The 22,686-nt window shown below is 67.0% G+C and carries 21 protein-coding genes; 10 read left to right on the top strand and 11 right to left on the bottom strand.

All coding sequences use genetic code 11. The annotated features are described in order from the left end of the window. Positions 1-15 precede the first annotated feature (15 nt). From KW832_RS16445 to KW832_RS16435, 3 genes are all read left to right on the top strand, one after another. Positions 16-300 carry a hypothetical protein gene (locus KW832_RS16445; RefSeq protein ID WP_218300903.1) on the top strand — a complete coding sequence of 95 codons (285 nt, stop codon included), beginning with the start codon at positions 16-18 and terminating at the stop codon, positions 298-300. Between the two features lie 298 nt (positions 301-598). Then, entirely contained in the window at positions 599-1,681 is a 1,083-nt protein-coding gene (locus KW832_RS16440; RefSeq protein WP_218300904.1) for a pirin family protein, read from the top strand. 90 nt (positions 1,682-1,771) lie between these two features. Beyond that, positions 1,772-2,248: a peptidylprolyl isomerase gene (locus KW832_RS16435; protein WP_218300905.1), complete on the top strand. Its 477-nt coding sequence runs from the start codon at positions 1,772-1,774 to the stop codon at positions 2,246-2,248. A 13-nt stretch (positions 2,249-2,261) separates the two neighbouring features. Here KW832_RS16435 and KW832_RS16430 read toward each other — a convergent pair whose 3' ends face one another. Then, positions 2,262-3,395, bottom strand: a complete 1,134-nt coding sequence (locus tag KW832_RS16430; RefSeq protein ID WP_218300906.1) for a thiolase family protein — start codon at positions 3,393-3,395, stop codon at positions 2,262-2,264. A gap of 44 nt (positions 3,396-3,439) precedes the next feature. Next, positions 3,440-4,276 carry an SDR family oxidoreductase gene (locus KW832_RS16425; protein ID WP_218300907.1) on the bottom strand — a complete coding sequence of 279 codons (837 nt, stop codon included), beginning with the start codon at positions 4,274-4,276 and terminating at the stop codon, positions 3,440-3,442. A 134-nt stretch (positions 4,277-4,410) separates the two neighbouring features. On the opposite strand from KW832_RS16425, the gene KW832_RS16420 reads away from it, so the two are divergent. After that, the gene (locus KW832_RS16420) at positions 4,411-5,004 is read left to right on the top strand and encodes a TetR/AcrR family transcriptional regulator (protein ID WP_218300908.1); all 594 of its coding nucleotides are present in this window, start codon (positions 4,411-4,413) and stop codon (positions 5,002-5,004) included. Positions 5,005-5,063: 59 nt separating this feature from the next. Here KW832_RS16420 and KW832_RS16415 read toward each other — a convergent pair whose 3' ends face one another. Together KW832_RS16415 and KW832_RS16410 are read right to left on the bottom strand one after the other, a co-directional pair. Continuing rightward, positions 5,064-5,633, bottom strand: a complete 570-nt coding sequence (locus KW832_RS16415; RefSeq protein ID WP_218300909.1) for a PleD family two-component system response regulator — start codon at positions 5,631-5,633, stop codon at positions 5,064-5,066. Positions 5,634-5,934: 301 nt separating this feature from the next. Next, positions 5,935-6,858, bottom strand: coding sequence for a LysR family transcriptional regulator (locus tag KW832_RS16410; RefSeq protein ID WP_176887452.1), 924 nt, complete (start codon positions 6,856-6,858; stop codon positions 5,935-5,937). Positions 6,859-6,975: 117 nt separating this feature from the next. Here KW832_RS16410 and KW832_RS16405 point away from each other — a divergent pair, with 117 nt between their 5' ends. Further along, on the top strand, positions 6,976-7,617 hold the full coding sequence (locus KW832_RS16405; RefSeq protein WP_218300910.1) for a glutathione S-transferase family protein: 642 nt from the start codon (positions 6,976-6,978) through the stop codon (positions 7,615-7,617). Beyond that, positions 7,614-8,615 carry a pyridoxamine 5'-phosphate oxidase family protein gene (locus KW832_RS16400; RefSeq protein ID WP_218300911.1) on the top strand — a complete coding sequence of 334 codons (1,002 nt, stop codon included), beginning with the start codon at positions 7,614-7,616 and terminating at the stop codon, positions 8,613-8,615. The genes KW832_RS16405 and KW832_RS16400 overlap by 4 nt, the downstream gene beginning before the upstream one ends. Here the strand turns inward: KW832_RS16400 and KW832_RS16395 are convergent. The 4 genes from KW832_RS16395 to KW832_RS16380 all read right to left on the bottom strand — a co-directional run bounded on the left by KW832_RS16395 (position 8,509) and on the right by KW832_RS16380 (position 12,147). After that, positions 8,509-9,498: a TIGR03915 family putative DNA repair protein gene (locus KW832_RS16395; protein ID WP_255577793.1), complete on the bottom strand. Its 990-nt coding sequence runs from the start codon at positions 9,496-9,498 to the stop codon at positions 8,509-8,511. The two genes, KW832_RS16400 and KW832_RS16395, sit on opposite strands and share 107 nt — an antisense overlap. Positions 9,499-9,513: 15 nt before the next feature. After that, positions 9,514-10,806 (bottom strand): putative DNA modification/repair radical SAM protein, encoded by a 1,293-nt coding sequence (locus KW832_RS16390; protein WP_218300912.1) that lies wholly within the window; start codon positions 10,804-10,806, stop codon positions 9,514-9,516. A 136-nt stretch (positions 10,807-10,942) separates the two neighbouring features. Next, positions 10,943-11,788, bottom strand: coding sequence for a class III extradiol dioxygenase family protein (locus KW832_RS16385; RefSeq protein ID WP_218300913.1), 846 nt, complete (start codon positions 11,786-11,788; stop codon positions 10,943-10,945). A gap of 11 nt (positions 11,789-11,799) precedes the next feature. Continuing rightward, positions 11,800-12,147, bottom strand: a complete 348-nt coding sequence (locus KW832_RS16380; protein WP_218300914.1) for a protocatechuate 4,5-dioxygenase subunit alpha — start codon at positions 12,145-12,147, stop codon at positions 11,800-11,802. Positions 12,148-12,205: 58 nt separating this feature from the next. Between KW832_RS16380 and KW832_RS16375 the strand changes: the two genes are divergently transcribed. Continuing rightward, entirely contained in the window at positions 12,206-13,147 is a 942-nt protein-coding gene (locus tag KW832_RS16375) for a LysR family transcriptional regulator (protein ID WP_218300915.1), read from the top strand. A 9-nt stretch (positions 13,148-13,156) separates the two neighbouring features. On the opposite strand, the gene KW832_RS16370 is transcribed toward KW832_RS16375, so the two are convergent. Next, a complete protein-coding gene (locus tag KW832_RS16370; RefSeq protein WP_218300916.1) occupies positions 13,157-14,032 on the bottom strand; it encodes a gamma-glutamyl-gamma-aminobutyrate hydrolase family protein in 876 nt (291 codons plus the stop codon). Between the two features lie 294 nt (positions 14,033-14,326). Here KW832_RS16370 and KW832_RS16365 point away from each other — a divergent pair, with 294 nt between their 5' ends. The 3 genes from KW832_RS16365 (at position 14,327) to KW832_RS16355 (ending at position 20,507) form a co-directional block, all read left to right on the top strand. After that, positions 14,327-17,896 carry a TonB-dependent receptor domain-containing protein gene (locus KW832_RS16365; protein ID WP_218300917.1) on the top strand — a complete coding sequence of 1,190 codons (3,570 nt, stop codon included), beginning with the start codon at positions 14,327-14,329 and terminating at the stop codon, positions 17,894-17,896. Continuing rightward, complete coding sequence (locus KW832_RS16360; RefSeq protein WP_218300918.1) at positions 17,868-19,877, top strand: adenylate/guanylate cyclase domain-containing protein; 2,010 nt, start codon at positions 17,868-17,870, stop codon at positions 19,875-19,877. Before KW832_RS16365 ends, KW832_RS16360 begins: the two co-directional genes overlap by 29 nt. A gap of 279 nt (positions 19,878-20,156) precedes the next feature. After that, positions 20,157-20,507, top strand: a complete 351-nt coding sequence (locus KW832_RS16355; protein ID WP_218300919.1) for an HPF/RaiA family ribosome-associated protein — start codon at positions 20,157-20,159, stop codon at positions 20,505-20,507. A gap of 132 nt (positions 20,508-20,639) precedes the next feature. Here KW832_RS16355 and KW832_RS16350 read toward each other — a convergent pair whose 3' ends face one another. Beyond that, positions 20,640-21,605, bottom strand: coding sequence for a PDR/VanB family oxidoreductase (locus KW832_RS16350; protein WP_218300920.1), 966 nt, complete (start codon positions 21,603-21,605; stop codon positions 20,640-20,642). After that, the gene (locus KW832_RS16345; RefSeq protein WP_218300921.1) at positions 21,602-22,657 is read right to left on the bottom strand and encodes an aromatic ring-hydroxylating dioxygenase subunit alpha; all 1,056 of its coding nucleotides are present in this window, start codon (positions 22,655-22,657) and stop codon (positions 21,602-21,604) included. The genes KW832_RS16350 and KW832_RS16345 overlap by 4 nt, the downstream gene beginning before the upstream one ends. Between the last annotated feature and the right edge of the window lie 29 nt (positions 22,658-22,686).

Raw genomic sequence — 22,686 nt, 5'->3', positions numbered from 1 at the left:
TGAAAGTCACCTGTCGTGGAACTCGTCCTCACGCTTGCTGTTCTTTCCATCCCGATGGGGCTCAATATTTGGGCCACGTGGCTCGTAGTGAATGACTCGCTGACGGAAGGAAAGCAGAAGGCTGCTCAACTTGCGGTGGTGTGGCTTCTTCCGGTTATCGGTGCCATCGTCACCCTGGCTGTGCATCGAAAGAATGAGCCGCCTTCACGTCGATATCGGGAGCCAGCGGAAGCAGGCGATGACTTTGCACGGTCTGGAATGGCGGTCAAAACTCTTCGGCAAGCGATTGATGATGAGTAGGCCGACCATGACATCCCACTTCACGTTGAACGTCAGCTTTCGCTAGCCGCCACCGGCAGTCTGGCCGCAAGCTGCCGTTCGAGCGCTAAAAACCTTAGCTACCAGCGATTGCCAGATAAGCGCTCGACCCGAATTTTCCTAAATTGTTCTGACAGAGCACGAGACGCAGAGCCCCCCACTGTCCCGCCCGCCGCACCGCACTGTTCCACCCACAGCACTTTTGCTCAGGCACCATAGGCTCCATATTCCACAGGCATACCGCCCGATCGTGGCGGTGCACAACATGAGGAGCCCCCGTATGTCGTCGCCCACACCTGCTGCTACTGCAAGCACCGCTCTGGTGCCCATCGTGCGCGCCCAGCTGCTAGGTCCGCAGTGGCCCACGCTCGACCCGTTTCTTTTCTGCGCCCACCACGACGATGCCTACCCCGCAGGCAACGCAGCGTTCGGCCCCGCCGTGCCGATTGAAGACCGCCAGATCGGCAGCGACTTCAGCGGCAAGGACGGCTGGAGCATGTACCACGGCGACACCGTGCCGGGCTTTCCGGGCCACCCGCACCGGGGTTTTGAGACGGTGACGCTGGTGCGCAAGGGCCTCATCGACCATTCCGATTCGCTGGGCGCGGCCGCGCGTTTTGGTGGCGGCGATGTGCAGTGGGTCACCGCTGGCAAGGGCATCGTGCATTCCGAGATGTTCCCGCTGCTCAACGCCACGGAGCCCAACCCTCTGGAGCTGTTCCAGATCTGGTTGAACCTGCCCGCGAAGAGCAAGATGGTGGCGCCGCACTTCACCATGCTGTGGAACGAGCGCATCCCGCGCCTGGTGCACCACGACGCTGCAGGCCGCGCCACCACGGTGACGGTGGTGGCCGGTGCGCTGCCCGGCGCGCCCGATCCGCTGTCGCCGCCGCCCGAATCCTGGGCCTCCGAGCCCGAAAGCGACGTCGCCATCTGGACGCTGCACCTGGAGCCCGGTGCTGAATGGACACTGCCTGCGGCGAAGGGTGAGACCACGCAGCGCATGCTGTACTTCTTTGTGGGCGACAGCCTGCGCGTCGGCCCGCAAGACGTGGACCGCCACGCGGCGCTGCAGGTGCGGGCCTCCGAGGACTGGACCCTGACCAACACCGGTACCACCGCCGTCGAATGCCTGGTGCTGCAGGGCCGCCCCATTGGCGAGCCCGTGGCGCAGTACGGCCCGTTTGTGATGAACACGCAGGCGGAGATCATGCAGGCCATGAACGACTACCGCCGCACCCAGTTCGGCGGCTGGCCTTGGCCCGACCAGGACCCGGTGCATGGCACCGAGGCACGGCGGTTTGCGCGGTATCCGGGGCAGGCGGAAGAAGAGCGGCCGGCAGAGGCGACGGCTGGCGCGTAAGCCGGGGCGGCGCGCCCCGCCCCCGAGGTGCCCGGCGGCCACCGGGCGCCTCGTGGACAATGCACGCTTTTAGCGCAAGCAGATACCACCATGGCCACCACCATCACCAAAGACACCGCCGTCACCATCACGTACAAGGTCACTACACCGCAGGGCAAGCCGCTGGACGCGGGCAGCCTGTCATACCTGCACGGCGGCTATGAAAACATCTTCCCCAAGGTCGAAGCCGCCCTCGAAGGCCAGGCCGTCGGCTTCACCACCGCGCTGGACCTGGCCGTGGAAGACGCCTTCGGCGCCCGCGACGAAAGCCTGGTGCGCACCATCCCCAAGACCGAGTTCCCCCCGGGCGTGAAGGTGGGCGGCCAGCTGCAGGGCATGGGCACTGACGGCCAGCCCGCCCTGTTCAACGTCGTCAAGATCAAGGGCCCCGAAGTGCACCTGGACGGCAACCACCCGCTGGCCGGGCAGGCGCTGAAGTTCAGCTGCAAGGTCACCGAAGTGCGCGCTGCCAGTGCTGAAGAAGTTGCACACCGGCATGTGCACGGGGCGCACGGACACCAGCACTGATCACGACAGATTGCTACACGGCCCCCAGCACCGTCGCAATCCCCTGCCCGCCGCCTATGCACTGCGTTGCCAGCGCATAGCGGCCCTTCTCCCGCTGCAGCAGCGCCGCCGCCTTGCCGGTGATGCGCGCACCTGTGGCGCCCAGCGGATGGCCGATGGCCAGGCCGCCACCGTCCAGGTTGATCGCGTCCTCGCGCAGGCCCAGTTCGCGGATGCAGGCCAGGGCCTGTGATCCAAACGCTTCGTTGATTTCCACCACATCCAGGTCCTGCGCCGCAATGCCTGCGCGCGCAAGTGCCTTGCGCGTGGCGGGCACCGGGCCCATGCCCATGTAGGCGGGGTCCACGCCAGCGGCCGCCATGGCCAGGATGCGGGCCAGGGGCGCCAAGCCATGGCGGGTGGCATACGCTTCGGTGGTGACCAGCACGGCCACGGCGCCGTCGGTCAATGGCGATGAGGTGCCTGCGGTGACCACGCCATCGTCCCTGAACGCGGGGCGCAACGCGGCCAGGGCTTCGGGCGTGGTGCCGGGACGGATGCATCCGTCCTGCGCCACCATGTCGCCGGATGCCAGCGTGATCGGCACGATCTCGGCCTGCAGGCGGCCTGCATCGCGCGCGGCGGCCGCCTTGCGGTGCGATGCCACGGCCAGCGCCTCCTGGTCGGCGCGCGTCACCGCGTAGCGTTGCGCCACGTTCTCGGCCGTCTCGCCCATGCTGATGTAGGCGTCGCTGTGTTCGTACAGCGCGGGGTGGGGCGAGAAGTTGAAGCCGCCCTGCGGCACCATGGTCATCGACTCGACGCCGATGCACAGGTATGCCTCGCCCAGGCCCGCCTCGATCTGCGCGGCGGCGATGTGGATGGCTGACATGGACGAGCCGCAGAAGCGGTTGACCGTCATGCCGCCCAGCTCCTGCGGCAGGCCCGCGAGCAGCGACACGATGCGCGCGATGTTGTTGCCCTGCGCCGCCTCGGGGTAGGCGCAGCCGGCAATCACGTCTTCGAGTGTGGCGGGGTCAATGCCGGTGCGCTGCAGCAGGCCGGTGACCACCTGTGCGGCCAGAGTGTCAGGGCGCATGTCGGCCAGCGCGCCCTTGCGCGCAAAGTGAAAGGGCGAGCGGGCATAGGCGGTGATCAGGGCTTTCATGGCGATGCCTTTCGGGGGTGACGTTTGGTGGGGTGGGTTGCGGGTTAGGCGACAGCGGCGGCCAGGTAGCGGCGTGCCGGGTCGCGCAGCGACAGGAAGGGGCCCAGCGCGCGGCGGGCGTCTTCCAGTGCGGTCCATTCATGCACGGCTTCTAGCGACGGGATGGTCACCTCTTCACCTTGGTCCAGGCCTGCCAGCGCTGCGTCCACCATGGTGTCCACATCCATCAGCATCTCTTGCGGCAGGTGGGCGATGGGCGTGCCCGCGCGATCCCAGATCTCCGTGCGTGTAGCGCCCGGCAGCACAGCCTGCACGCGCACGCCATGGCGGCCCAGTTCGGCCTGCAGTGACTTGGAGAGGTTGAGCACATAGGCCTTGGTGCCGCTATAGGTGCCGCTGAACATCTCGGGCACCAGCGCCAGCACCGATGCGATGTTGATCAGCGTGCCCGCCTTGCGTGCTGCAAACCCCTTGGCCACGGCCGCTGCAAGCCGCGTGGGCGCCACCACATTGAGCGCAATCATGCGTTCCACCGCATCGATGTCGGACTCGAGGAACGTGCCGCTCACGGCCATGCCTGCGTTGTTGAGCAGCAAGGTGATGCTGGCGTCCGACTGCAGGCGCTGCTCCACGCGGGCCCGGTCGGCGGGGTTGGTCAGGTCGGCCTGCAGCACCTCGGTGCGCACGCCGGTCTCGCGGGCCAGGCGGTCGGCCAGTGCCGTCAGGCGTGCAGCGTCGCGGGCCACCAGCACCAGGTCATAGCCGCGCCGGGCCAGGCGGTCGGCATACACCGTCCCTATGCCGGACGATGCGCCGGTGACAACAGCCGTGCCCAGGGAGGGCATAGAGGTGCGGGATGAATGGGATGCAGCAGTGGACATGAAGGCTCCTGAAGAAAACAGAAAAAGGCGAAAGATGTTTTACATGACGATCATCATGTTTGAATTATATGACGATCATCATTTAAAATGTCAAGCAGGTGATTTCAGGCAGCGCAGCAAACAAGGGGAATGCGATGAAAGTCAGCAAGGAACAGATGGCAGAAAACCGCGAGCGCATCCTGGAGACGGCCGCGCAGCTGTTCCGTGAGAAAGGTTTCGATGGCATTGGCGTGGCCGACCTCATGAAGAGCGCGGGGCTGACGCACGGTGGCTTCTATGGCCACTTTGCATCCAAGGACGACCTCATGGCGCAGGCCACCGAACGCGCGCTGGGCAAGCTGCACACCGCTTGGGCTGCGCTGGCGCGCGACGCTGCACACAACGGGAAAGACCCGCTGGGAGCGGTGGAATCTGCCTACCTGTCAGCCCGACATCGCGACGCGCCCGGCCACGGCTGCCTGCTGGCCGCGCTGGGCAGCGACGCCGCGCGCCAGGGCCCCGCCGTGCGGCAGGCCGTGACCGATGGGGTGCAAAAACAGGTGGACGCCCTGGCTACGCTGATGCCCGGCCGCACCAAGGCGGCCAAACGCCAGCGCGCGCTGGCCGACTACGCGAGCATGGTCGGCGCCATGGTGCTGGCGCGCGCGGTGGACGATCCGGACTTTTCGGACGAGATCCTGCAGGCCACGGCGGCGGCGCTGCGCGTCTGTGCACCACCTGCAGCTTGAGACCCTGGAGGGTTGTTCATGTGATCGCGGTTGAGAAGGCGGCGTGATCGGCCTGCATCTCAGGGCGCGGTGGGCGTGGCTGGAGCGGCCGCAGTGGGCGAGGACGTTGGCGCGGCGTCCACCTTGCGCCGGGGGACGAACTGCTCGTCGAGCAGCGCCTCGATGCGGGCAAAGATCTCGTGGCGCGAGAACGGCTTCTTCATGAAGTCGTCTGCGCCGATGCGGTTGGCGTAGAACTGCTCGGTGGCATGTTCGTTGCCGCTGATCATGATCACGGGGATGTGCTGCGAAGCGGGCAATTTGCGGATCGCGCGCAGCGCGTTGAACCCGTTCATGCCCGGCAGGATGATGTCGAGGAAGATCAGTTCGGGCGCTTCCTCTGCGATCAGGGCGAGGCCCTGCTCGGCGTCGAGCGCCTCGCGGGTGTCATAGCCTGCAGATCGAAGTGCCTTGCGCAGCACGGCCACAACAGTCGGCGAGTCGTCAATGATCAGCACCGTGGTGCCCTTACGGGCGTTGACGCGTTTGCGCTGGCGGCGTTCCACGGGTGCCGCTGGTGGGACGGCGGGGGCTTCGGGCTTCCCCGTCGGTTTGCGCACACTGCCCAGAAGCCGGTCGAAGATGCTCATGGTGCTGTCTCGTTTCTTTCGTTCTTGGATGGCGGGCGGCGGGTCATTGCGTTCGCTGGGTTCCAGCGGATGGCCGCTGAATGGGTGAGTGACGGGCGCGTTCGCACATCTCGTGTCCACAGGGCGCAAGTATTCCAGATGCGGCCGCCGCTCCGGGCGGCGTGTTCCGTGTCATGGTGAAAGAGCGGGCGGCGGTCCCATCCCAGTTGAACAACGTCGCCTCGCAAAAACTTCAAAATTGATAGCTGCCGGCGCTTGATAGATAAGCGCTAGAGGCCAAAAATAATCGAAGTATGGCCTGTCACTGCGCACCGCCGCGCACCAGCCCACGCCCGCGCAGCACCGGCTCTGCCGCCAGCCGCTCGCGCGCAAACTCCACAAACGCGCGCACCTTGGCCGGTGCGCGCCGCCCGGCGGGGTAGACGATGTGCACGGGCACGGGCGGTAGTTCGTGCTCGGCCAGCACGATGCGCAGCCGCCCCGCGCGCAGGCTGGCGGCGGCCTGGTAGGCCAGGCAGCGCGTGAGGCCCAGGCCTGCTTCGGCAGCGGCGATGTCCACCTCGTTGCTGTTGCTGATCCACGCAAACTGCGGCTGGCCCGTGGCGCCGTCCTTGAACTTCCAGGGCGCCACGGCCCGCGCATCGAATGAGAAGCCGATGGCGCGGTGCGCGGCAAGCTCGTCGGGGTGCCGGGGCTCGCCGTGTTGCGCCAGGTAGGCGGGTGACGCCACCACTAGGCGGCGCAGTGCGCCCACCTGCACCGCAGTGAGGCCGGAGTCGGGCAGGTGGGCGATGCGGATGGCCACGTCCATGCCTTCATCAAGCAAATGCACCAGCCGGTTGACGAACAGCGTGCGCACCTGCACACGCGGCTGGGCCTGCAAAAAGCCCTGCACGATGGGCGCCACATGCTGGATGCCGAACATCTGCGGTGCGGTGATGGACAGCAGCCCCTGGGCCTCGGCCTGTGCACCGCTGGCTGCCTGCTCGGCCTCGTGCAGGTCGTTCAGGATGGGGCGGCAGTCTTGCAAAAAGCGCTCGCCCGCCTCGGTCAGCCGCACCAAACGTGTACTGCGCTGGAACAGCAGCACACCCAGCCGCGCCTCCAGCGCCGCAATGGCGCGCGTGACGGCCGTGGCGGAGCAGCCCAGCCGCCGGCCCGCCACGGCAAAGCCGCCGGCGTCCGCCACGGTCACAAAACAGCGCAAGGTGTCGAGATAGTCCATGCACCCCATTATTGCGAATGTGGCAATTATGAAAAGCGGTGATTGGTTATTCACATCGCAGATTGCAATAGATATCGTCGAGCTATCTTTTCACTCACCCACCGACGAGGCTTCACCATGTTCCCCTCCACCCCGCTCCAGCTGTACCGCATGCCCATCTCGGGCCATTGCCATCGCGTGGAGCTGATGCTGTCCCTGCTCGGCTTGCCCTATGAACTGATTGATGTGAATCTGCTGCGCGGCGAACACCAGCGCGCGGAGTTTCTGGCGCTCAACCCGCTGGGCCAGGTGCCCGTGCTGGTGGACGCGGGCCAGGTGCTGAGTGACAGCAATGGCATCCTGGTTTATCTGGTGCAGCGCTACGCCCCCGGCAGTGCCTGGCTGCCACAAGACGCCGTGGGGCAGGCTCAGTTGCAGCGCTGGTTCAGCCTGGCGGCGGGCTTTCTGGCGCCGGGCATCGGGGGGCCGCGCTTTGCGACGTTGACGGGCCGTGCCGTGAACGAGGTGGCGCAGGCCACCGGCAAGCGCCTGCTCGCCTTCATGGAGGGCGAACTGCAAGGGCGGGCCTGGTTGCTCGGGGGTTCAGCGCCTAGCCTGGCCGATGTGGCCATGGTCAGCTACACCTCGCAGGCCCACCTGGCGGGGCTGCCGCTGGATGCCTACCCGCGCATTGCGGCCTGGGTGGCGCGCATGCAGGCCTTGCCGGGCTATCCGGTGCTGGCCGACCAGCTGCCCGCTGCCGAGCAGGTGGCGGCATGACAGCCACCGTGCCCGCTGCATCGGTTGGGGTGCCGGTGCCGCCCGAGGCATTCCACCCCGGTGAGCAGGCCTTACAGGCGCGCGTGGGCGTGCGCGAGCGCATGGCGGCCGTGGGTGCCATGGTGTTGCGCGACCACATGCCCGACCAGCACCGCGAGCTGTTTGAAAAGCTGCCCACCTTGCTGCTGGGGACGGTGGATGAACAAGGCCAGCCGTGGGCCACGATGCTTGCCGGACCGCCCGGGTTTGTGCACACCCCCGATGCGCAGCGCATGCAGATCGCGACCGCGCCGGATTCCAAGGACCCGGTGCTCGCACACCTGGCGCCAGGTGCGGCCGTGGGCGTGCTGGGGCTGGAGCCGCACACGCGGCGGCGCAACCGCATGAACGGGCGGGTGGCAGCGTTTGGCGATACCGGCCTGGGCGTGCAGGTGGTGCAGAGCTTTGGCAACTGCCCCAAATACATCCAGGCGCGGCAGCCAGGCCTGCGCGCTGCGCTGGTCGCTCCGGGCCCGGTGCAGTGGCTGGGGGCCGGACTGGACGCCGACGCCATCGCGCGCGTGCAGCGTGCCGACACCCTGTTCATTGCCAGTGCCTCGGCGCCACGCCCTGGTGCCGGGCACAGCGAAGGCGTGGATATATCGCACCGGGGCGGTGAGCCGGGCTTTGTACAGGTGGCGCACACGGAGGCCGGCGTGGTGCTGAGCCTGCCGGACTACCCTGGCAACCAGTTCTTCAACACCCTGGGCAATCTTGCGCTGCACCCGCTGGCAGGCCTGCTGGTGGTGGACTATGAAGAGGGCGGCTTACTGCACATTGCCGCACAGGCCGAGGTGCTGTGGGACCGTGCAGCGCGTGCTGCCTGGCCCGGCGCACAGCGTGTGCTGCGGCTCACGGTGCTGCGCGCCCTGTGGCGGCCGCAGGTGCTGCCATGGCGTTGGACGTCGCCGGTGTCAGCCCCTCAGTTCCGGGTGATGCGCGAGGCGGCGCTGGACTGAGTGGGGCACCACCAGCGGGCCGCGCACGGGGTGTTGTTGTCCCCGCGATGCGCCTGCGCGGCACGGTGGCCTCGGCCTCCACCATCTGGGCGCTGCGCTCGTGCGCTGTCTGCGCCAGCTCGGTGATGAGCGCGGCCTCGGGCAGGTTGTGCCAGTAGCGCGTGGGCATCTCCTTTTTCATCATGGCCAGCTTGAGCCGCGCGGGGTTGAAGATGTGGCGGTAGTAGGTGAGCCACAGCGCCTCGCCCGCATCGGGCGGCGGCGCGTCGCTGCGCTGCGCGCCGGGGCCGGTGTGCAGCTGCTGGCCGTCCCAGCGCACGCTGGCGTCGGGGGTGAGGATGGCCCAGCGCATCTGCGTGAAGCGGCGGATGAAGAAGCCCGCGTTGGCCATGGTAATGTAGTGGTCGGGCTCGAACCAGGCCATGTGCAGGGTCTGGCCGTCGGGTTCCACCACGGGCCGGAAGCGCACAAAGGCGTGCATCTTGTGGATGTCCCGCCGCACGCTGCGGACCATGTGGTGGGCCAACATGCGGTCGGCGTCCAGCGGGTCGTGCCGCGCGCTGTCGGCTTCATGGCCGCCCTGCGCCATGCGCCACAGCAGGCGGTACATCAGCGCAAAGCGGGCGGGGTCGCGGTGCAGGATGAGCTGCTCGCACAGGTGCACAAAATCGGGCGGTACGCGCAGCGGTGGCGCATCGGGGGCTGGGCTGGGCAAGGTGTGGCTGGCAGCAAGCTCGGGCGCGAACAGGTCTTCAGCGGCATCCGCCTGGCAGCGCCAGTCCACAGCCTGCGGAGGCACGTTGGCTTGCACCAGGGCGCGTGCCGCTTGGCGAAAACCGGGCCAGTCGGTGGCGTGGTCCAGCGTGATGGTGTGGCGCTGCATGCGGGCCTCTCCAGCTCAGAACAGGCTGCGCTGCACCGGCGGCGGCGTCAACTGCGCGGCGAGGTCGGCAGCGTCCAGCGCACGGCCGGGGCGGTAGTCGGCCGCCTCCACAAAGGGCAGCACTTTCTTCAGCGGCACATGCAGCCGCGCCAGGTCCGCATGCCGCAGGCGGCGCACGCGGCGCGCGGCCAGCAGGCGGTCCACCGTCTGCACGCCAAAGCCGGGCACGCGCAGCAGCAGTTCGCGCGGGGCGGTGTTGAGGTTGACCGGAAAACGCTCGCGGTGCGCCAGCGCCCAGGCCAGCTTGGGGTCCATGTCCAGCGCCAGCATGCCGGCCTGGCTGCCTGGGTTGCCTTGGCTGGGCGGCACGATCTCGTCGTGGGTGAAGCCGTAAAAGCGCATCAGCCAGTCGGCCTGGTACAGCCGGTGCTCGCGCACCGTGGGTGGCGCGGCCAGTGGCAGGGCGCGGGCCGCGTCGGGGATGGGGCTGAAGGCCGAGTAGTACACGCGCCGCAGCCGGTGCACGCCGTACAGCCGCGCGCTGGTGGCGAGGATGGTGCGGTCGTTGGTCGCATCCGCCCCCACGATCATCTGCGTGCTCTGCCCGCCGGGCGCAAAGTGCGGTACGCTGGCGCGGCGTGTGGTGCGCGACTGCGGCATGGACACGATGGGCAGTGCAGCCTGCTCCTTGCGCGCGGCGCGGGATTCTCCAATGTGCACCGCCATGCGGGCCATGGAGCGGTCAATCGCGGCGCTGTCCTTTTCTGGCGCCAGGGCCGTGAGGCCTTCGGCCGTGGGCAGCTCGATGTTGATGGACAGGCGGTCGGCATAACGGCCAGCCCGCTCCATCAGCTCCGGCGCTGCATCGGGGATGGTCTTCAGATGGATGTAGCCGCGAAAGTCGTGCTCTTCGCGCAGCACGCGGGCGACCTCCACCACCTGCTCCATGGTGTAGTCGGGGCTCTGGATGATGCCGCTGGACAGGAACAGCCCCTCGATGCAATTGCGGCGGTAAAAGTCCAGCGTGAGCTGCACCACCTCATCGACCGTGAAGCGTGCGCGGGGCACGTTGCTGGTGACGCGGTTCACGCAGTACAGGCAGTCGTACTGGCAGAAGTTGGTGAGCAGAATCTTGAGCAGCGAGATGCACCGCCCGTCCGGCGCATAGCTGTGGCAGATGCCCATGCCCTCGGTGGACCCCATGCCACGCCCGTCCACGGAGTTGCGCGGCGCAGCACCGCTGGATGCGCACGAGGCGTCGTACTTGGCGGCATCGGCCAGGATGGCGAGTTTGGACTGTAAATTCACTGGATGAATTTACAGTATTTCGTATGCCTGACGCCAGCCTGGGGAGAATTCTGGAGAGATGGGTATTCCTGAATTGATAGCTGCTTGTGCTTTATGGATGAGCGCTAGCAGCCAAAAATGGCCGAAATCGACGAGGTCAGACCGTTTCCAGTGCCATGACTGCGGTCGCCGTGTTCGAGATCGGGATGTGGTAGTTGCTGTGCACCCGGCGCACTCCCGCACTCGCAGTGGCCAATGCGCCCCGCATGGCCACCCACATCAGCAATTCCACGCCCTGGGTGCCGGTCTTTTCCACCAGCTCGTGCACGCTGAACTGCGTGGCCCATTCGGGGTTGGTGGTCAGGCTCTCGATGAACTGCAGGTCAAACGCCTTGTTGATGAAGCCCGCGCGCTCGCCGTCGAGCTGGTGCGAAAGGCCGCCCGAGGCAATCACCGCCACTTTCTTGTCGCTGTCCCAGCTCTGGATGGCCTGGCCCACGGCCTTGCCCAGCGCGTAGCAGCGCTTGGCCGAGGGCAGCGGAAACTGCACGGTGTTGATGCACACCGGCACCACCGACACCGGGCAATCGCCCTCGGGCCAGAAGAGCTTGAGCGGCAGTGTGCAGGCGTGGTCCACCAGCATCTCCTGGCAGGTGGTCACGTCAAATTCCTGGTCGACCAGCGTGTTGATGAGGTGCCACGACAGGTCCACCTCGCCCGGGAAGGGCGGCAGCGTGGGGATGCCCCAGCCCTCGTCGGCGTTGTTGTATTGCGCCGCCGCGCCCACGGCAAAGGTGGGCATCTTGTCGAGGAAGAAATTCAGGCCGTGGTCGTTGTAGAACATCACCACCACGTCCGGCTTCTTCTCGCCCAGCCACTGTCGGATGGGTGGAAAACCGTCGAAGAAGGGCTTCCAGTACGGATCGTTTTGCAGGCCCTTGTGGATGGCGTTGCCAATGGCCGGAATGTGCGAGGTGCCAAGGCCGCCGATGAGTTGTGCCATGTGATGTCTCCTTATTTGCCCGCTGCGACCAGCATGGCTTTGAATTCGTCCTTGGTCATGCCCGTCTGCTGTGCGCCGATGTCCTGCATGTCCAGCTTGAAGATGCCAGCAAACTTGGCCAGGTAGTAGGCGTTGCCACCTGCGGCAATCAGTTGCAGCACGTTCTTGGCGCGGATGGCGGCGGCCTGCTGCTCGTTCAGGCCGTATTGCTTCATGTACGCCTCTTCGTCGGCCACAAAGGCCTTGCGATTGGCCTCATCGTTGAACGAAAAGCACATCTTGTTCAGCGCATAGCCCTTGCGGGCCTGGTCGCCATCGAACGGCGTGGTGCCGGGGATCGGGGGCAGTGGGGAAGGCATGGAAGTCTCCGGGGCTTGATGTAAGTCAGCCCGCAGTGTCGCGACGGCATTGCCAAAGATGAAGCCTCAAAACATCATCGAATGCATGAGCAATTTCGATGGATCAGCGCTGGACGGACACCTGCTGAAGCTGCTGCTGGCCGTGCTGGAGACGGGCAGCATCACGGCGGCGGCTGATCGCCTGGGCGTCACCCAGTCGGCCGTGAGCCACCTGCTCGACAAGCTGCGCGCCATTACCGGCGACCCGCTTTTTGTGAAGCGCGGGCGTGGCATCGTGCCCACCGCCCGGGCCGAGGCCCTGGCCCAGCCCGCGCGTGACATGCTGCACCAGATGCAGCTGTTTGCCCAAGGGGCCGAGTTTGACCCGAGCGCCTGGCAGACCGAGCTGACCATCGCCGCCAACGACTTTCAGCGCGACCTGCTTTTGCCCGCGCTGGCCGCGCGCCTGCGCACTGCCGCACCGTGCGTCACGCTGCGCATCGTGCCCAGCGGCGCGCCCAGTGCCGAGCTGCTGCGGTCTGACGCGTGCCAATTGGTCATCAGCCCCCGCCCGCCCGAGGGCACCGACATCGTGCAAAAGCGTCTGTTTGAAGACCAATACCGCGTGTTCTATGACCCGGCCGTGCGCAGCGCTCCGGCCTCAGAGGCGGAGTACCTGGCGGCGGACCACGCCACGGTGGCTTACGAGGCGCACCGGGGGCTGGAACTGGACCGGCAGCTGGAAGCACGTGGTGTGCGCCGCCGCCTGGTGGTGCGCGTGCCCGGCTTTGCCGCGCTGCCCGCGTTTGTGCGGGGCACCTCGCTGCTCACTACAGCGCCGTCGCTGATGGGGCGCACCGCGTTGGCCGCGCTGGCGGGTGTGCCGGTGCCCGTGGCCTGCCCCAGTCTGCCCATGTACCTGATCTGGCATGTGCGCTACCAGCAAGACGCGGCACACCGCTGGCTGCGGGCGCAGCTGCAAGAGGTCTTGGCCGCTGTGTTGCCTGTGGAAGGAGCCTGACCCGCGGGGTCAGTCGCGCTGCCGTGACAGCGCCTTTCGCAGCCGCCGCGCCGCCCGTTCCCGCAACGAAGGCGCGGGGCGCAGCACCGGCCGTGGGTGGGCCTTGGCCTGTTCGCACGCCGCCAGAAAGTCATTCAGGATGGCCGTGTCGTCCAGCGTGTCTGAACCCTGCTTGTGGAACTCCGGGTGCCATTGCGTGGCGGCGATGTAGCCGCGCCCCGGCGCGGGCTTGAGGCGAATCGCCTCGGGCACGCCGTCGGGCTCGCTCAGGGCCTCGACCACAAACTCGGGCGCCACTCGCTTGATGCCCTGGTGGTGAATGCTGTTGACCCGAGCGCGTGGCGTGTTGGGGTACAGCGTGGCCAGGTGCGAGTCGGGAAGGATCTGGATGTCGTGGAAATGCTGGTCGTAGGTGCTGGCGTTGCGGTGCTGCTGCGCACCGGGGTGCTGGGTCTCGATGTCCTGGTACAGCGCGCCGCCAAAGGCCACGTTGATGAGCTGCAGGCCCCGGCACACGCCAAAGATGGGCTTGCCCACCTGGGCAAAGGCTTTCACCACGGCCAGGTCGTACAGGTCGCGCACGCGGTCGCCCACCCACTCTTCGCGCAGGGGCTCCTCGCCATAGTTGCCCGGCCACACGTCGGCGCCACCGTGCATCACGATGCCGTCGAGCCACTCGGCGTAGTGGTCCAGCGTCACGTCACCGCGTGCCGTCTCGCCCGTGGGGCAGGGCACCATCACCACCATGGCACCGGCCGACATGAGCCAGTGGGCGATGGACTGCTCGACGTACTGCAGCGTCTTGCCTGTGAACAACGGGCGGGCGGGGTCGGCGTGTTGAAAGCAGGCGGACAGGCCAATCTTGAGGCGGGGTGCGGCGGGCATGGGTGGTGGGCTCCAGGGAACACGCGCGGGGCGTGTGATCAATGCAATCTTGGGTTACCAATTTGTAGCACCGCCCCCGCGCCACGTCTGTAGGAAGGGGCCGTGCAGGGCTGCGCGAGGCCTGCCGCCGGTAAAGCAGTGCTACGAAATGTGGCTTTCTTCATGAAAATGCAACCGTGCGGTGTCTCGCAAGAGGCCGGTTGGGGCGGTGGGCTGGCCATAATTTCTGCTCGCCGGGCGCCAGGGAGGCTGCGCCAGGTGGTGCCCCTCCAGCCTTCCCCGAAAGCCCACGACATGTCCCACAAGAAGCATTGCCTGCCCGCGCTCACGGCGCTGGCCACGTTGACTGCCCTGGCCTGGCCGCTGCTGGCCCAGGCCGCTGTGCCCGCAGGTGCTGCCGCCGAGATCGTCAGCCTGCAGGGCACGGGCGACCAGCGTGCCGCCGCTGCAGCCGACTGGCAGCCCGCTCGCCCGGCCCAGGCCCTCGCCACGGGCGATTTCGTGCGCACCCGGCAAGCGGCGCGGATGGCCCTGCTGTTTGCCGACGACACCCAGCTGCGCCTGCACCAGAACACGGTGCTGCAGGTCAAGGGCGTGGCCACACCCGCTCAGCCGGTGACCACGCTGCTGCTCAACGCGGGCCGGGCCTGGACGCAGACGCGCCGCGCCGATGGCTCCCGGCTGAACCTGGAGACCCCGGCGGCCACGGCGGCGATCCGGGGCACCGACTGGGACATCAGCGTGGAGGACGACGGCCGCACCTTGCTGACCGTGCTGTCGGGCACGGTGGAGTTCTCCAATGCGCAGGGGCAGGTGTCGGTGGGCGCCAACGAGGCCGCCTATGCCGAAGTGGGCAAGGCACCGGTCAAGCTGGTGCTGAGCCAGCCGCGCGACCGCATCCAGTGGGTGAACGCCCTGAGCGCCGACCCGCTGCCGCACCTGGCCGCCGAGACCGTGCCCGAAGCGCTGGCCCCGGTGCGCACCGCGCTGGTGGCCCGCGATCTGCCCGCCGCGCGTGCCGCGCTGGCGCAGGCGAAAGCAAACGGCAGCGCACCCGCACCCTGGGTGGCCGTGATGGAAACCGCCATCGCACTGCAGGCGGGCGATGTCCTCGCTGCGCGCGAACAGCTGGCCCGCCAGGCGGCCACGCCGGCCGCCCCGCTGCCGGTCTGGCTCATGCAGTCGGACGTGTTGCTCATGGAAGGCGACGCGGCCGCTGCGGCCACCACGCTGCGCACCGCCCTGCAGCGCTGGCCCGCGCACCCGGCCCTGGTGGCCCAGCTGGCCCGGGTGCAACTGCTGAGCGACCGCGTGGACGAGGCCACCGCCACGCTGGCCCCGGCACAGGGCACGGCGCATGCAGAGCTTGCGATGGTGCGGGCTGAATTGGCCCGCCGCCGGGGAGATGCCCCCGGCACGCTGAGCGCGTACACCGAGGCCACGCAGCTCGCGCCGCAAGACGCCCGGGGCTGGCAGGGCCTGGGCAGTGCCCACACCGAACGCGAAGACGCCCGCCCCGCCCGCGCCAATCTGCAGCAGGCGCTGGCGCTGTCGCCCCAAAGTCCCGGCGCCTGGGGCGAACTGGGCACGCTGGAAACCTTCACCAACCAGTTCACCGAGGCGGGCCAGGCCTTTGCCACCGCTTTGGGCGACAACCCGGCGGACTACGTGGCACTCACCGGCCAGGGGCTGCTGCACCTCAAGCAGGGCTACCCTCAGGCCGCGCTGGATGCCTTTTTGCGCGCGGGCGTTATGGAGCCCCGCTACGCCCGCGCCAAAACCTGGACGGCCGTGGCGTACTACCAGCTCGGCCGCCACCAGGACGCACTGGCCACGCTGCGCCAGGCCAGCAGCCTGGACGACAAGGACCCCGTGCCCTACATGCTGCTGGCACAGATCCACACCGACCTGTTCCAGCCCGGCGAAGCCGTGGAGGCTGCGCGCGCAGCGGTGCAACGCATGCCCTACCTCAAGTCGCTCAACCAGATCGCCAACGACCAGAAAGGCAGCGCCAACCTGGGTGCCTCCATGGCCTTCTTTGGCATGGAAGACTGGGCGCTGGAACTGGCGCAGCAGAGCTTCTATCCCTACTGGGGCGGAAGCCACCTGTTCCTGGCGGACCGGTATGCGGGAGAGTTCAATAAGAACTCGGCGCTGTTCCAGGGTTTCCTCACAGACCCGATGGCGTTTGGTGCGAGCCAGCGCTATTCGTCGCTGCTGCAGCAACCCGGGGCCCATGGGGCGGTGGGGGTGACGCTGGACCGCGACCAGTACCGCATGCGAGCCCCTGCGGTCACGCTCAACGGCATGGACAACAGCCGTGTGCCCGTGTCGTGGTTCTTCAAGGCGCAGTCAGCCAATGCCAGCGAGTTTCCGTTTGACCTCCAGGTCAACGATGCGCCTGCCGTGCGCGGTGGCTATGGCGACGTGCGCGCGCGGGCAGTCACGGTGGGGGCCGGCATGCAGCCTACCGAGCGCATCAACCTGTTTGCCTATGTCAACCAGTTCGACATGCGTTTGCGCAGCCAGAACCTGCTTGAGACGTCCATGGACAACGAGAGTACACAGGGCGCCCTTGGAATGGCGTACCGGTGGGGGCCGACGGAGCAGACCTGGATCAAGCTTGGACGGGGTGTCGAAAACAGCGTTCTGCGGAACTACCCCACGCTATATTTCGCACCTCCGTTCGTGAGCGTCATGGGCGTGGGCAGCGAGCCAAGCAAGCAGCTCAGCGATGTGCAACTGCGCCATACGGTGGACCCTGCGCCGGGAAGCCGCTGGAGCGTGGCGCTGGAACACGTGCGCGAGCGCCAGAACAATCTGATTGGCGGCATAGCGGGGGTCGCTGCGGATATCCCTGGGTTTGGGCGCTACACCGACTACCTTCTCGTCGATGGCTACAACCACATCGATCGGCGCTACACGGCGTTGACCCTGGCCACCAACCAGCGTCTGAACACGGCGCTGAACCTGGATGCCGCACTGGGGTTGCAGCAAATCCGGCACCGTGTCGATGGACGGACCCAAAGCCTCCTGGTCAATCTTGAGGAGTTCACCGACGAAACAGCGCGCCGTGCTGAGATGGAGCGCGTCGTCACCCCCCGCGTAGGCATGGTGTGGCAACCCGCCGCAGGCACCACCGTGCGCATGGCCTACCAGGACTGGCTGCGGCCACTCAGCGTTTCCACCCTCACCAGTGTGGAAACGGCCGGCATTCCCGTGGAAGACCGGCTGGTGGAAGCCGGTGGCCGCCACAAGCGCACCGTGGCGCAACTGGGCATGGAACTGGGAGCCAATACGTTCCTGAGCCTGCGTGCAGACCATCTGCGTGTGCGCAACCCCGGTACCGTGGGCGTAGACCTGCGCACCCCCAGCCTGCCGTTCCTGGAAGAAATGCGCAACGTCCAGCTGGTCAACCTCTCCACCACCGATCTGCTGGAAGACACGCCCAGCTTCGACGCTGGCACCCTCAAGACACTGGGTGCCGGTGTCAACCACATGTTCAACCGGCGCTGGTCGGGCTACGCCAAGTACCTCTACCAGGGCAGCGAAAGCCATATCTACGACACGGAGGGGCCGGCAGGGCGCATCCCCTACATTCCGCGCCACACCGCAGTGCTGGGCGCCACCTGGGTCAGCCCGCAGCGGTTTTATGTCAGCGGCCGAGCGGTGTACCGGTCGGAGCGTTTTGAAGACAAGGAAAACCTCACGCGCATGGCACCCGGCTGGGGCCTGGACCTGATGGGTTTCTGGGAATCGCAGGACAAACACTGGGTGGTGGGCGTGGCCGCATTGAACCTGTGGGCGCCGAAGTCAGACCGCAGAAAGACCCGGTATGTTCTGGACGCGCGCTACCGCTTCTGATTCCGCATCACCAGCGGTCCGGCGCCAGCAACAGATCTATGCGCTGGCAGCCTGCGCGCTGGCGCTGCTGCTGGTGGGGGCGGCCACGTTCAGCCGCACTTGGCACGCGCTGGAGTTCAAGACCTTCGACGTGCTCACGGCCTGGACTGCGCCGCAGCGCACGGCGCTGCCCGTGGTGATCCTGGCGATTGACGAACCCACGTTTCAAGAGCTGCAACACACCTGGCCCTTCCCGCGCAGCGTGCATGCAGCGCTTTTGCAGCGTTTGCACGACGAGGGTGCCGCCGCCGTGGGCCTGGACATCGTGTTCGCCGACCCATCAACCGAAGCCGAAGATGCCGCACTGGCGCAGGCCATCGCTGAGACCGGCCCCGTGGTGCTGGCCGCCACCCGTGAAAAGATCGACAGCAGCAACGCTGCGCTGTGGCTGGACGTGATGCCACTGCAGCGGTTTCTGGACGCCGGAGCCGATGCGGGCGATGCCGGGGTGGAGCCCGACGATGACTTTGTGGTGCGCCGTGTGCCCGTGGCGCGCGAGGGTTTTGCCCTGCGGCTGGCCCAGCGCGCGGCCGAGGCGCGCGGCAAGCTGCCGGTGCTGCGCCACTTCGACTGGATCGGCTACCGGGGCCCGCGCGGCACGTTTGACACGCGCTCGTACTACCAGGCGCTGGAGCCGGGCCTGCTGCCTGCGGGCTTCTTCAAGAACAAGATCGTGCTGGTGGGGCGCTCGGCGCGCACCGCGACCGAGTTGTCGCGGTCGCAGGCCGACCTGTTCAATTCACCGTTTGGCACCGCAGGGGGCGAGCGCCTGTTTCCCGGTGTGGAACTGCAGGCCACGCTGGTGGACAACTACCTCACCGGCGGCGGGCTGCGCACCGTGCCCGAAGGCTGGACGCTGGCCCTCGTAGCGCTGCTGGTCCCCTTGCTGCTATGGGGCAACCGCAGGCTGCACCCGGCGGGCGCCGCAGCGCTGGCGGCGGCGCTGGTGGCGGCGATAGCGGGAGCCTCGTGGTGGCTGTTCGGGCGCTTTCAGCTGTGGTGGCCGCCCTTGCTGCCTGCGGCGGCGGCAGTGGCGGTCTACGGCGCAGCGGCGCTGGCGGGTTATGCCTTTGTGCGCCGGCGCGCGCGCCAGACGCGGGCGATGTTTGCACAGTATGTGCCGCCTGCCGTGGTCTCGCGCCTCATTGCGCAGCCCGAGCTGATGCGCCTGGGCGGCGAGGCGCGCGAGGTCACGCTCATGTTCACCGACCTGGCCAACTTCACCACGCTATCGGAGCAGCTCAGTGCCGAGCAGACGGTGGAAGTGCTCACCGCGTATTTCAACGCCATGACGCCCATCGTGCACGCCACGGGTGGCACGGTGGACAAGTTCATCGGCGACGCGGTGATGGCCTTTTGGGGGGCGCCGCTCGACGACCCGCAGCACGCCGAGCACGCGGTGACTGCGGCCATCTCCATGCAGCAGGCCATGCAGGTGCTGGTGGCCGCCCTGCGTGCGCGGGGCCTGCCGCCCATCCACATGCGCATTGGCCTGCACACGGGGCGGGTGGTGGTGGGCAACGTGGGGTCGGAGCAGCGCTTTTCGTACACCGCGATTGGCGATGCGGTGAACCTGGCCGCACGGCTGGAGGGCGCCAACAAGGCCTTTGGCACTGGCATCCTGCTCTCTGCCGCCACCGCCGCGCAGCTGCCTTCCTCGGTGGCTCTGCGCGCGCTCGATGATGTGGTCGTGAAGGGCAAAACCGAGCCCGTGCGTGTGTTCACACCGTGTGACGATGTCGCTGTGCGGGATGCCAGCCTGGCCGCGCTCAATGCCTTCCACGCGCGCGATTGGGACGGTGCCAGCGGCTATCTGGCGCAGGTGCTGGCACGCGTGCCTGGGGATACGGCGGCGCTGCGCCTGCAGCAGCGCGTGGCAGAGGCGCGCGCCTTGCCCGTTGGCAGCGACTGGTCGCCCGCCGTGGCGCTGGACAAGTTGTAGGAGCCTGTTCAAGGTCTTTTCGGGGTCGCACAAGGCACTTGCCCGAAGGGTTGGAGTGAAATCGGGCCGATGAACTCGGAGCTTTGGCGCCCCGGCTGCTTGCATGGGCACGAGCCCATGCGGCGCATCCGAAGCTTCCACTCCTCCCGATGGCACTCCAATGCGATCCCCGAAAAGACCTTGAACAGGTTCTGAGGATGTTTTGACATGTGTTTTCCGGGGTCAAGGCCTGCGGTGCCATCATGGACCCCTGAGCAACGTCATCTGAAAGGAACTCTGATGCAAGTACAAGTCAACACCGACGACCACATCCACGGCGGCGAGTCGCTCGCGCAATGGATCACGGACGAGTCCAAGAGCCGCCTCACGCGCTTTCAGGACCACATCACGCGGCTGGAGGTGTTTCTGTCAGATCTGGATGCGGGCAAGTCCGGCGCCAATGACAAACGCTGCCGCCTCGAGGCCCGCGTCACCGGCCGCCAGCCGGTCACTGTGACCGACGAAGCCGACAAGATGGCCAACGCCTTCATCGGCGCTGTGGACAAACTGGCCCGCGCGCTCGACACCGACCTGGGCCGCGTCAAAGACCGGCACGGCCGCGACACGATCCGCACGGCCGTGGAAGAGTGAGTTTTGAGTGAAATTGGCTGCTAGCGCTTGATGGATAGGCGCTAGCAGCTATCAATTCAGGAGTTTTCAGCCAAACCCCCGCGAGCCCCACGCGGGGGACGCCGCCGCAGGCGACTCAGGGGGTGTTCAACTTCACAAATCCAACACGAGCAGCTTGCTGCGCGCGCGCGAGCAGCAGGGCATGAACTGCTCGTTGGCTGCCTTTTCTTCGTCCGTCAGGTACATGTCGCGGTGGTCCACCTCGCCCTCCAGCACGCGCGTGAGGCAGGTGCCACACACGCCCTGCTCGCACGAGGTCAGGATGTCGATGCCCTCCTTGCGCAGGGCTTCCACCACCGACACGTCGGGCGCAATCGCATAGACCTTGCCCGTGCTGGCAATGCGCACGTCAAAGCCCTGATCGCCCGAGGTGTCCTGCGCAGGGGCGCCAAAGTATTCGAGGTGGATGTGGTCCTGCGCCCAGCCCAGGGCCTTGGCACTGTTCACCACATGGTCGATGAAGCCTGCCGGTCCACATACATACAGGCGCTTGTCGGGCCCGGGCGCGGCCAGCACGGCGGCAATGTCCAGCTTCTGTTCGGCCGGGCCCGCATCGAAATGGAAATGCACACGCGGTGCCATGGCCGATGCGGCGATCTCGGCAGCAAACGCCGTGCGTTCGGCAGAGCGTGTGCAGTAGTGCAGCGCAAAGTCGGCGCCCGTGCGCGCCAGCCGGTCGGCCATGCACAGCAGCGGCGTGACGCCAATGCCACCGGCCAGCAGCACCGTGCGCTGCGCTGGGTGCAGCGCAAAGTGGTTGCGGGGTGTGCTGATGGTGATCACATCGCCCTGGTGCACGTTGTCGTGCATGGCGACCGAGCCGCCACGCGACGCCGGATCGCGCAGCACGGCAATGCGGTAGCGGTGCGATTCGTGCGAGGCGTTGCACAGCGAATACTGCCGCGTCACACCTCCGGGCAGATGCACATCGATGTGCGAGCCCGCGCTGAACGGGGGCAGCGCGGCGCCGTCCACGCTCGCCAGCTCGAAGCTGGCAATGCCTTCGGCCTCGGCCTGCTTTTTGACGACGCGGACCTGGATCGTTTCCTGCGCGGTCATGCGGCCACCGCCTGGGGTGCAGCGGCGGCCTGCTCGGCCGCGATGATGCGGTCCAGGATCTTGCGCGACTGCACCCCGCCTGCGTCGATGTTCAGCATGAGCAGCTTGCGGTCGGGGTAACGCAGCAGGTTCTGCTGCTGCTGTTCCAGCATGTCCTGGTCTTCGGCAAAGATGTTGCCCTGGCCCTCGCGGATCTGCGTGGTGAGCGAGGGGTCTTGCGGTTTGAAGTTGCGCGCCATGCCCCAGAAGTAGTGGATCGAAGTCTCGGTCTCGGGCGTGATGAAGTCCACCACGATGCTCGATGCCTTCTTGTCCGCCGGGGCGTCATAGCCGCCGTTGCCCGCCAGCGCCACGCCCACCTCGATCAGCACATGGCTGGGTGGTGTGAAATGGCAGATCTGCCAGCGGTCCACCGGCTGGTCGTCGGGCAGGCCGTTCATGCGCAGCGCCATCTTCCAGAAGGGCGGCGCTTCGATGCCGTCCATGAAGCGGCTGGTGATCACCTCGTCGCCCTCCACGCGGGTCTTGCAGGGCACCTCGTCGATTTCCTTCTGGCCGATGCTGGTGGAGTGCACGTAGGTCTCGTGCGTCAGGTCCATCAGGTTGTCGATCATCAGGCGGTAGTCGCAGGCAATGTGGTACAGCCCGCCGCCATAGGCCCATTCGGGGTTGTTGGCCCAGGGCAGGTGGTGGATGGTGGCGGGGTCGGCCTTGTCGGCGTCGCCGGGCCACACCCAGATGAAGCCGTAACGCTCCACCACCGGAAAGCTGCGCGCCTTGGGGAACCCTTGCACGCGCTGGCCGGGCATGGACACCGACTTGCCCGTGCATTCCACCCTGAGGCCGTGGTAGCCGCATTGCAGGTGGCCTTCGCACACCGTGCCCAGCGACAGTGGAGCGCCCCGGTGGGGGCAGAAGTCGTCCAGCGCGGCGACCTGGTCGGGCGCGGGGCGGTAGAAGACGATCTTCTCGCCGCAGATGGTGCGGCCCAGGGGCTTGTCGGCGATCTCGTCAGGGGTGCAGGCTACGTACCAGGCGTTTTTGGGAAACATGCTTGTCTCTCTCCGTGGGGTGGTGGGAT

This window comes from Acidovorax sp. sif0632 (genome assembly GCF_019218805.1).
Taxonomy (GTDB): domain Bacteria; phylum Pseudomonadota; class Gammaproteobacteria; order Burkholderiales; family Burkholderiaceae_C; genus Acidovorax; species Acidovorax facilis.
The sequence above is the reverse complement of the archived record's forward strand: the minus strand, read 5'-3'. Positions and strand labels throughout refer to the sequence as shown.

What these genes read in the sequence shown, in the direction of transcription:
- KW832_RS16440 (WP_218300904.1), top strand. Translation starts at nt 599, where the DNA reads ATGTCGTCGCCCACACCTGCTGCTACTGCAAGCACCGCTCTGGTGCCC.
- KW832_RS16435 (WP_218300905.1), top strand. Translation starts at nt 1,772, where the DNA reads ATGGCCACCACCATCACCAAAGACACCGCCGTCACCATCACGTACAAG.
- KW832_RS16430 (WP_218300906.1), bottom strand. Translation starts at nt 3,395, where the DNA reads ATGAAAGCCCTGATCACCGCCTATGCCCGCTCGCCCTTTCACTTTGCG.
- KW832_RS16425 (WP_218300907.1), bottom strand. Translation starts at nt 4,276, where the DNA reads ATGTCCACTGCTGCATCCCATTCATCCCGCACCTCTATGCCCTCCCTG.
- KW832_RS16420 (WP_218300908.1), top strand. Translation starts at nt 4,411, where the DNA reads ATGAAAGTCAGCAAGGAACAGATGGCAGAAAACCGCGAGCGCATCCTG.
- KW832_RS16415 (WP_218300909.1), bottom strand. Translation starts at nt 5,633, where the DNA reads ATGAGCATCTTCGACCGGCTTCTGGGCAGTGTGCGCAAACCGACGGGG.
- KW832_RS16410 (WP_176887452.1), bottom strand. Translation starts at nt 6,858, where the DNA reads ATGGACTATCTCGACACCTTGCGCTGTTTTGTGACCGTGGCGGACGCC.
- KW832_RS16405 (WP_218300910.1), top strand. Translation starts at nt 6,976, where the DNA reads ATGTTCCCCTCCACCCCGCTCCAGCTGTACCGCATGCCCATCTCGGGC.
- KW832_RS16400 (WP_218300911.1), top strand. Translation starts at nt 7,614, where the DNA reads ATGACAGCCACCGTGCCCGCTGCATCGGTTGGGGTGCCGGTGCCGCCC.
- KW832_RS16395 (WP_255577793.1), bottom strand. Translation starts at nt 9,498, where the DNA reads ATGCAGCGCCACACCATCACGCTGGACCACGCCACCGACTGGCCCGGT.
- KW832_RS16385 (WP_218300913.1), bottom strand. Translation starts at nt 11,788, where the DNA reads ATGGCACAACTCATCGGCGGCCTTGGCACCTCGCACATTCCGGCCATT.
- KW832_RS16380 (WP_218300914.1), bottom strand. Translation starts at nt 12,147, where the DNA reads ATGCCTTCCCCACTGCCCCCGATCCCCGGCACCACGCCGTTCGATGGC.
- KW832_RS16375 (WP_218300915.1), top strand. Translation starts at nt 12,206, where the DNA reads ATGAAGCCTCAAAACATCATCGAATGCATGAGCAATTTCGATGGATCA.
- KW832_RS16370 (WP_218300916.1), bottom strand. Translation starts at nt 14,032, where the DNA reads ATGCCCGCCGCACCCCGCCTCAAGATTGGCCTGTCCGCCTGCTTTCAA.
- KW832_RS16365 (WP_218300917.1), top strand. Translation starts at nt 14,327, where the DNA reads ATGTCCCACAAGAAGCATTGCCTGCCCGCGCTCACGGCGCTGGCCACG.
- KW832_RS16360 (WP_218300918.1), top strand. Translation starts at nt 17,868, where the DNA reads ATGTTCTGGACGCGCGCTACCGCTTCTGATTCCGCATCACCAGCGGTC.
- KW832_RS16355 (WP_218300919.1), top strand. Translation starts at nt 20,157, where the DNA reads ATGCAAGTACAAGTCAACACCGACGACCACATCCACGGCGGCGAGTCG.
- KW832_RS16350 (WP_218300920.1), bottom strand. Translation starts at nt 21,605, where the DNA reads ATGACCGCGCAGGAAACGATCCAGGTCCGCGTCGTCAAAAAGCAGGCC.
- KW832_RS16345 (WP_218300921.1), bottom strand. Translation starts at nt 22,657, where the DNA reads ATGTTTCCCAAAAACGCCTGGTACGTAGCCTGCACCCCTGACGAGATC.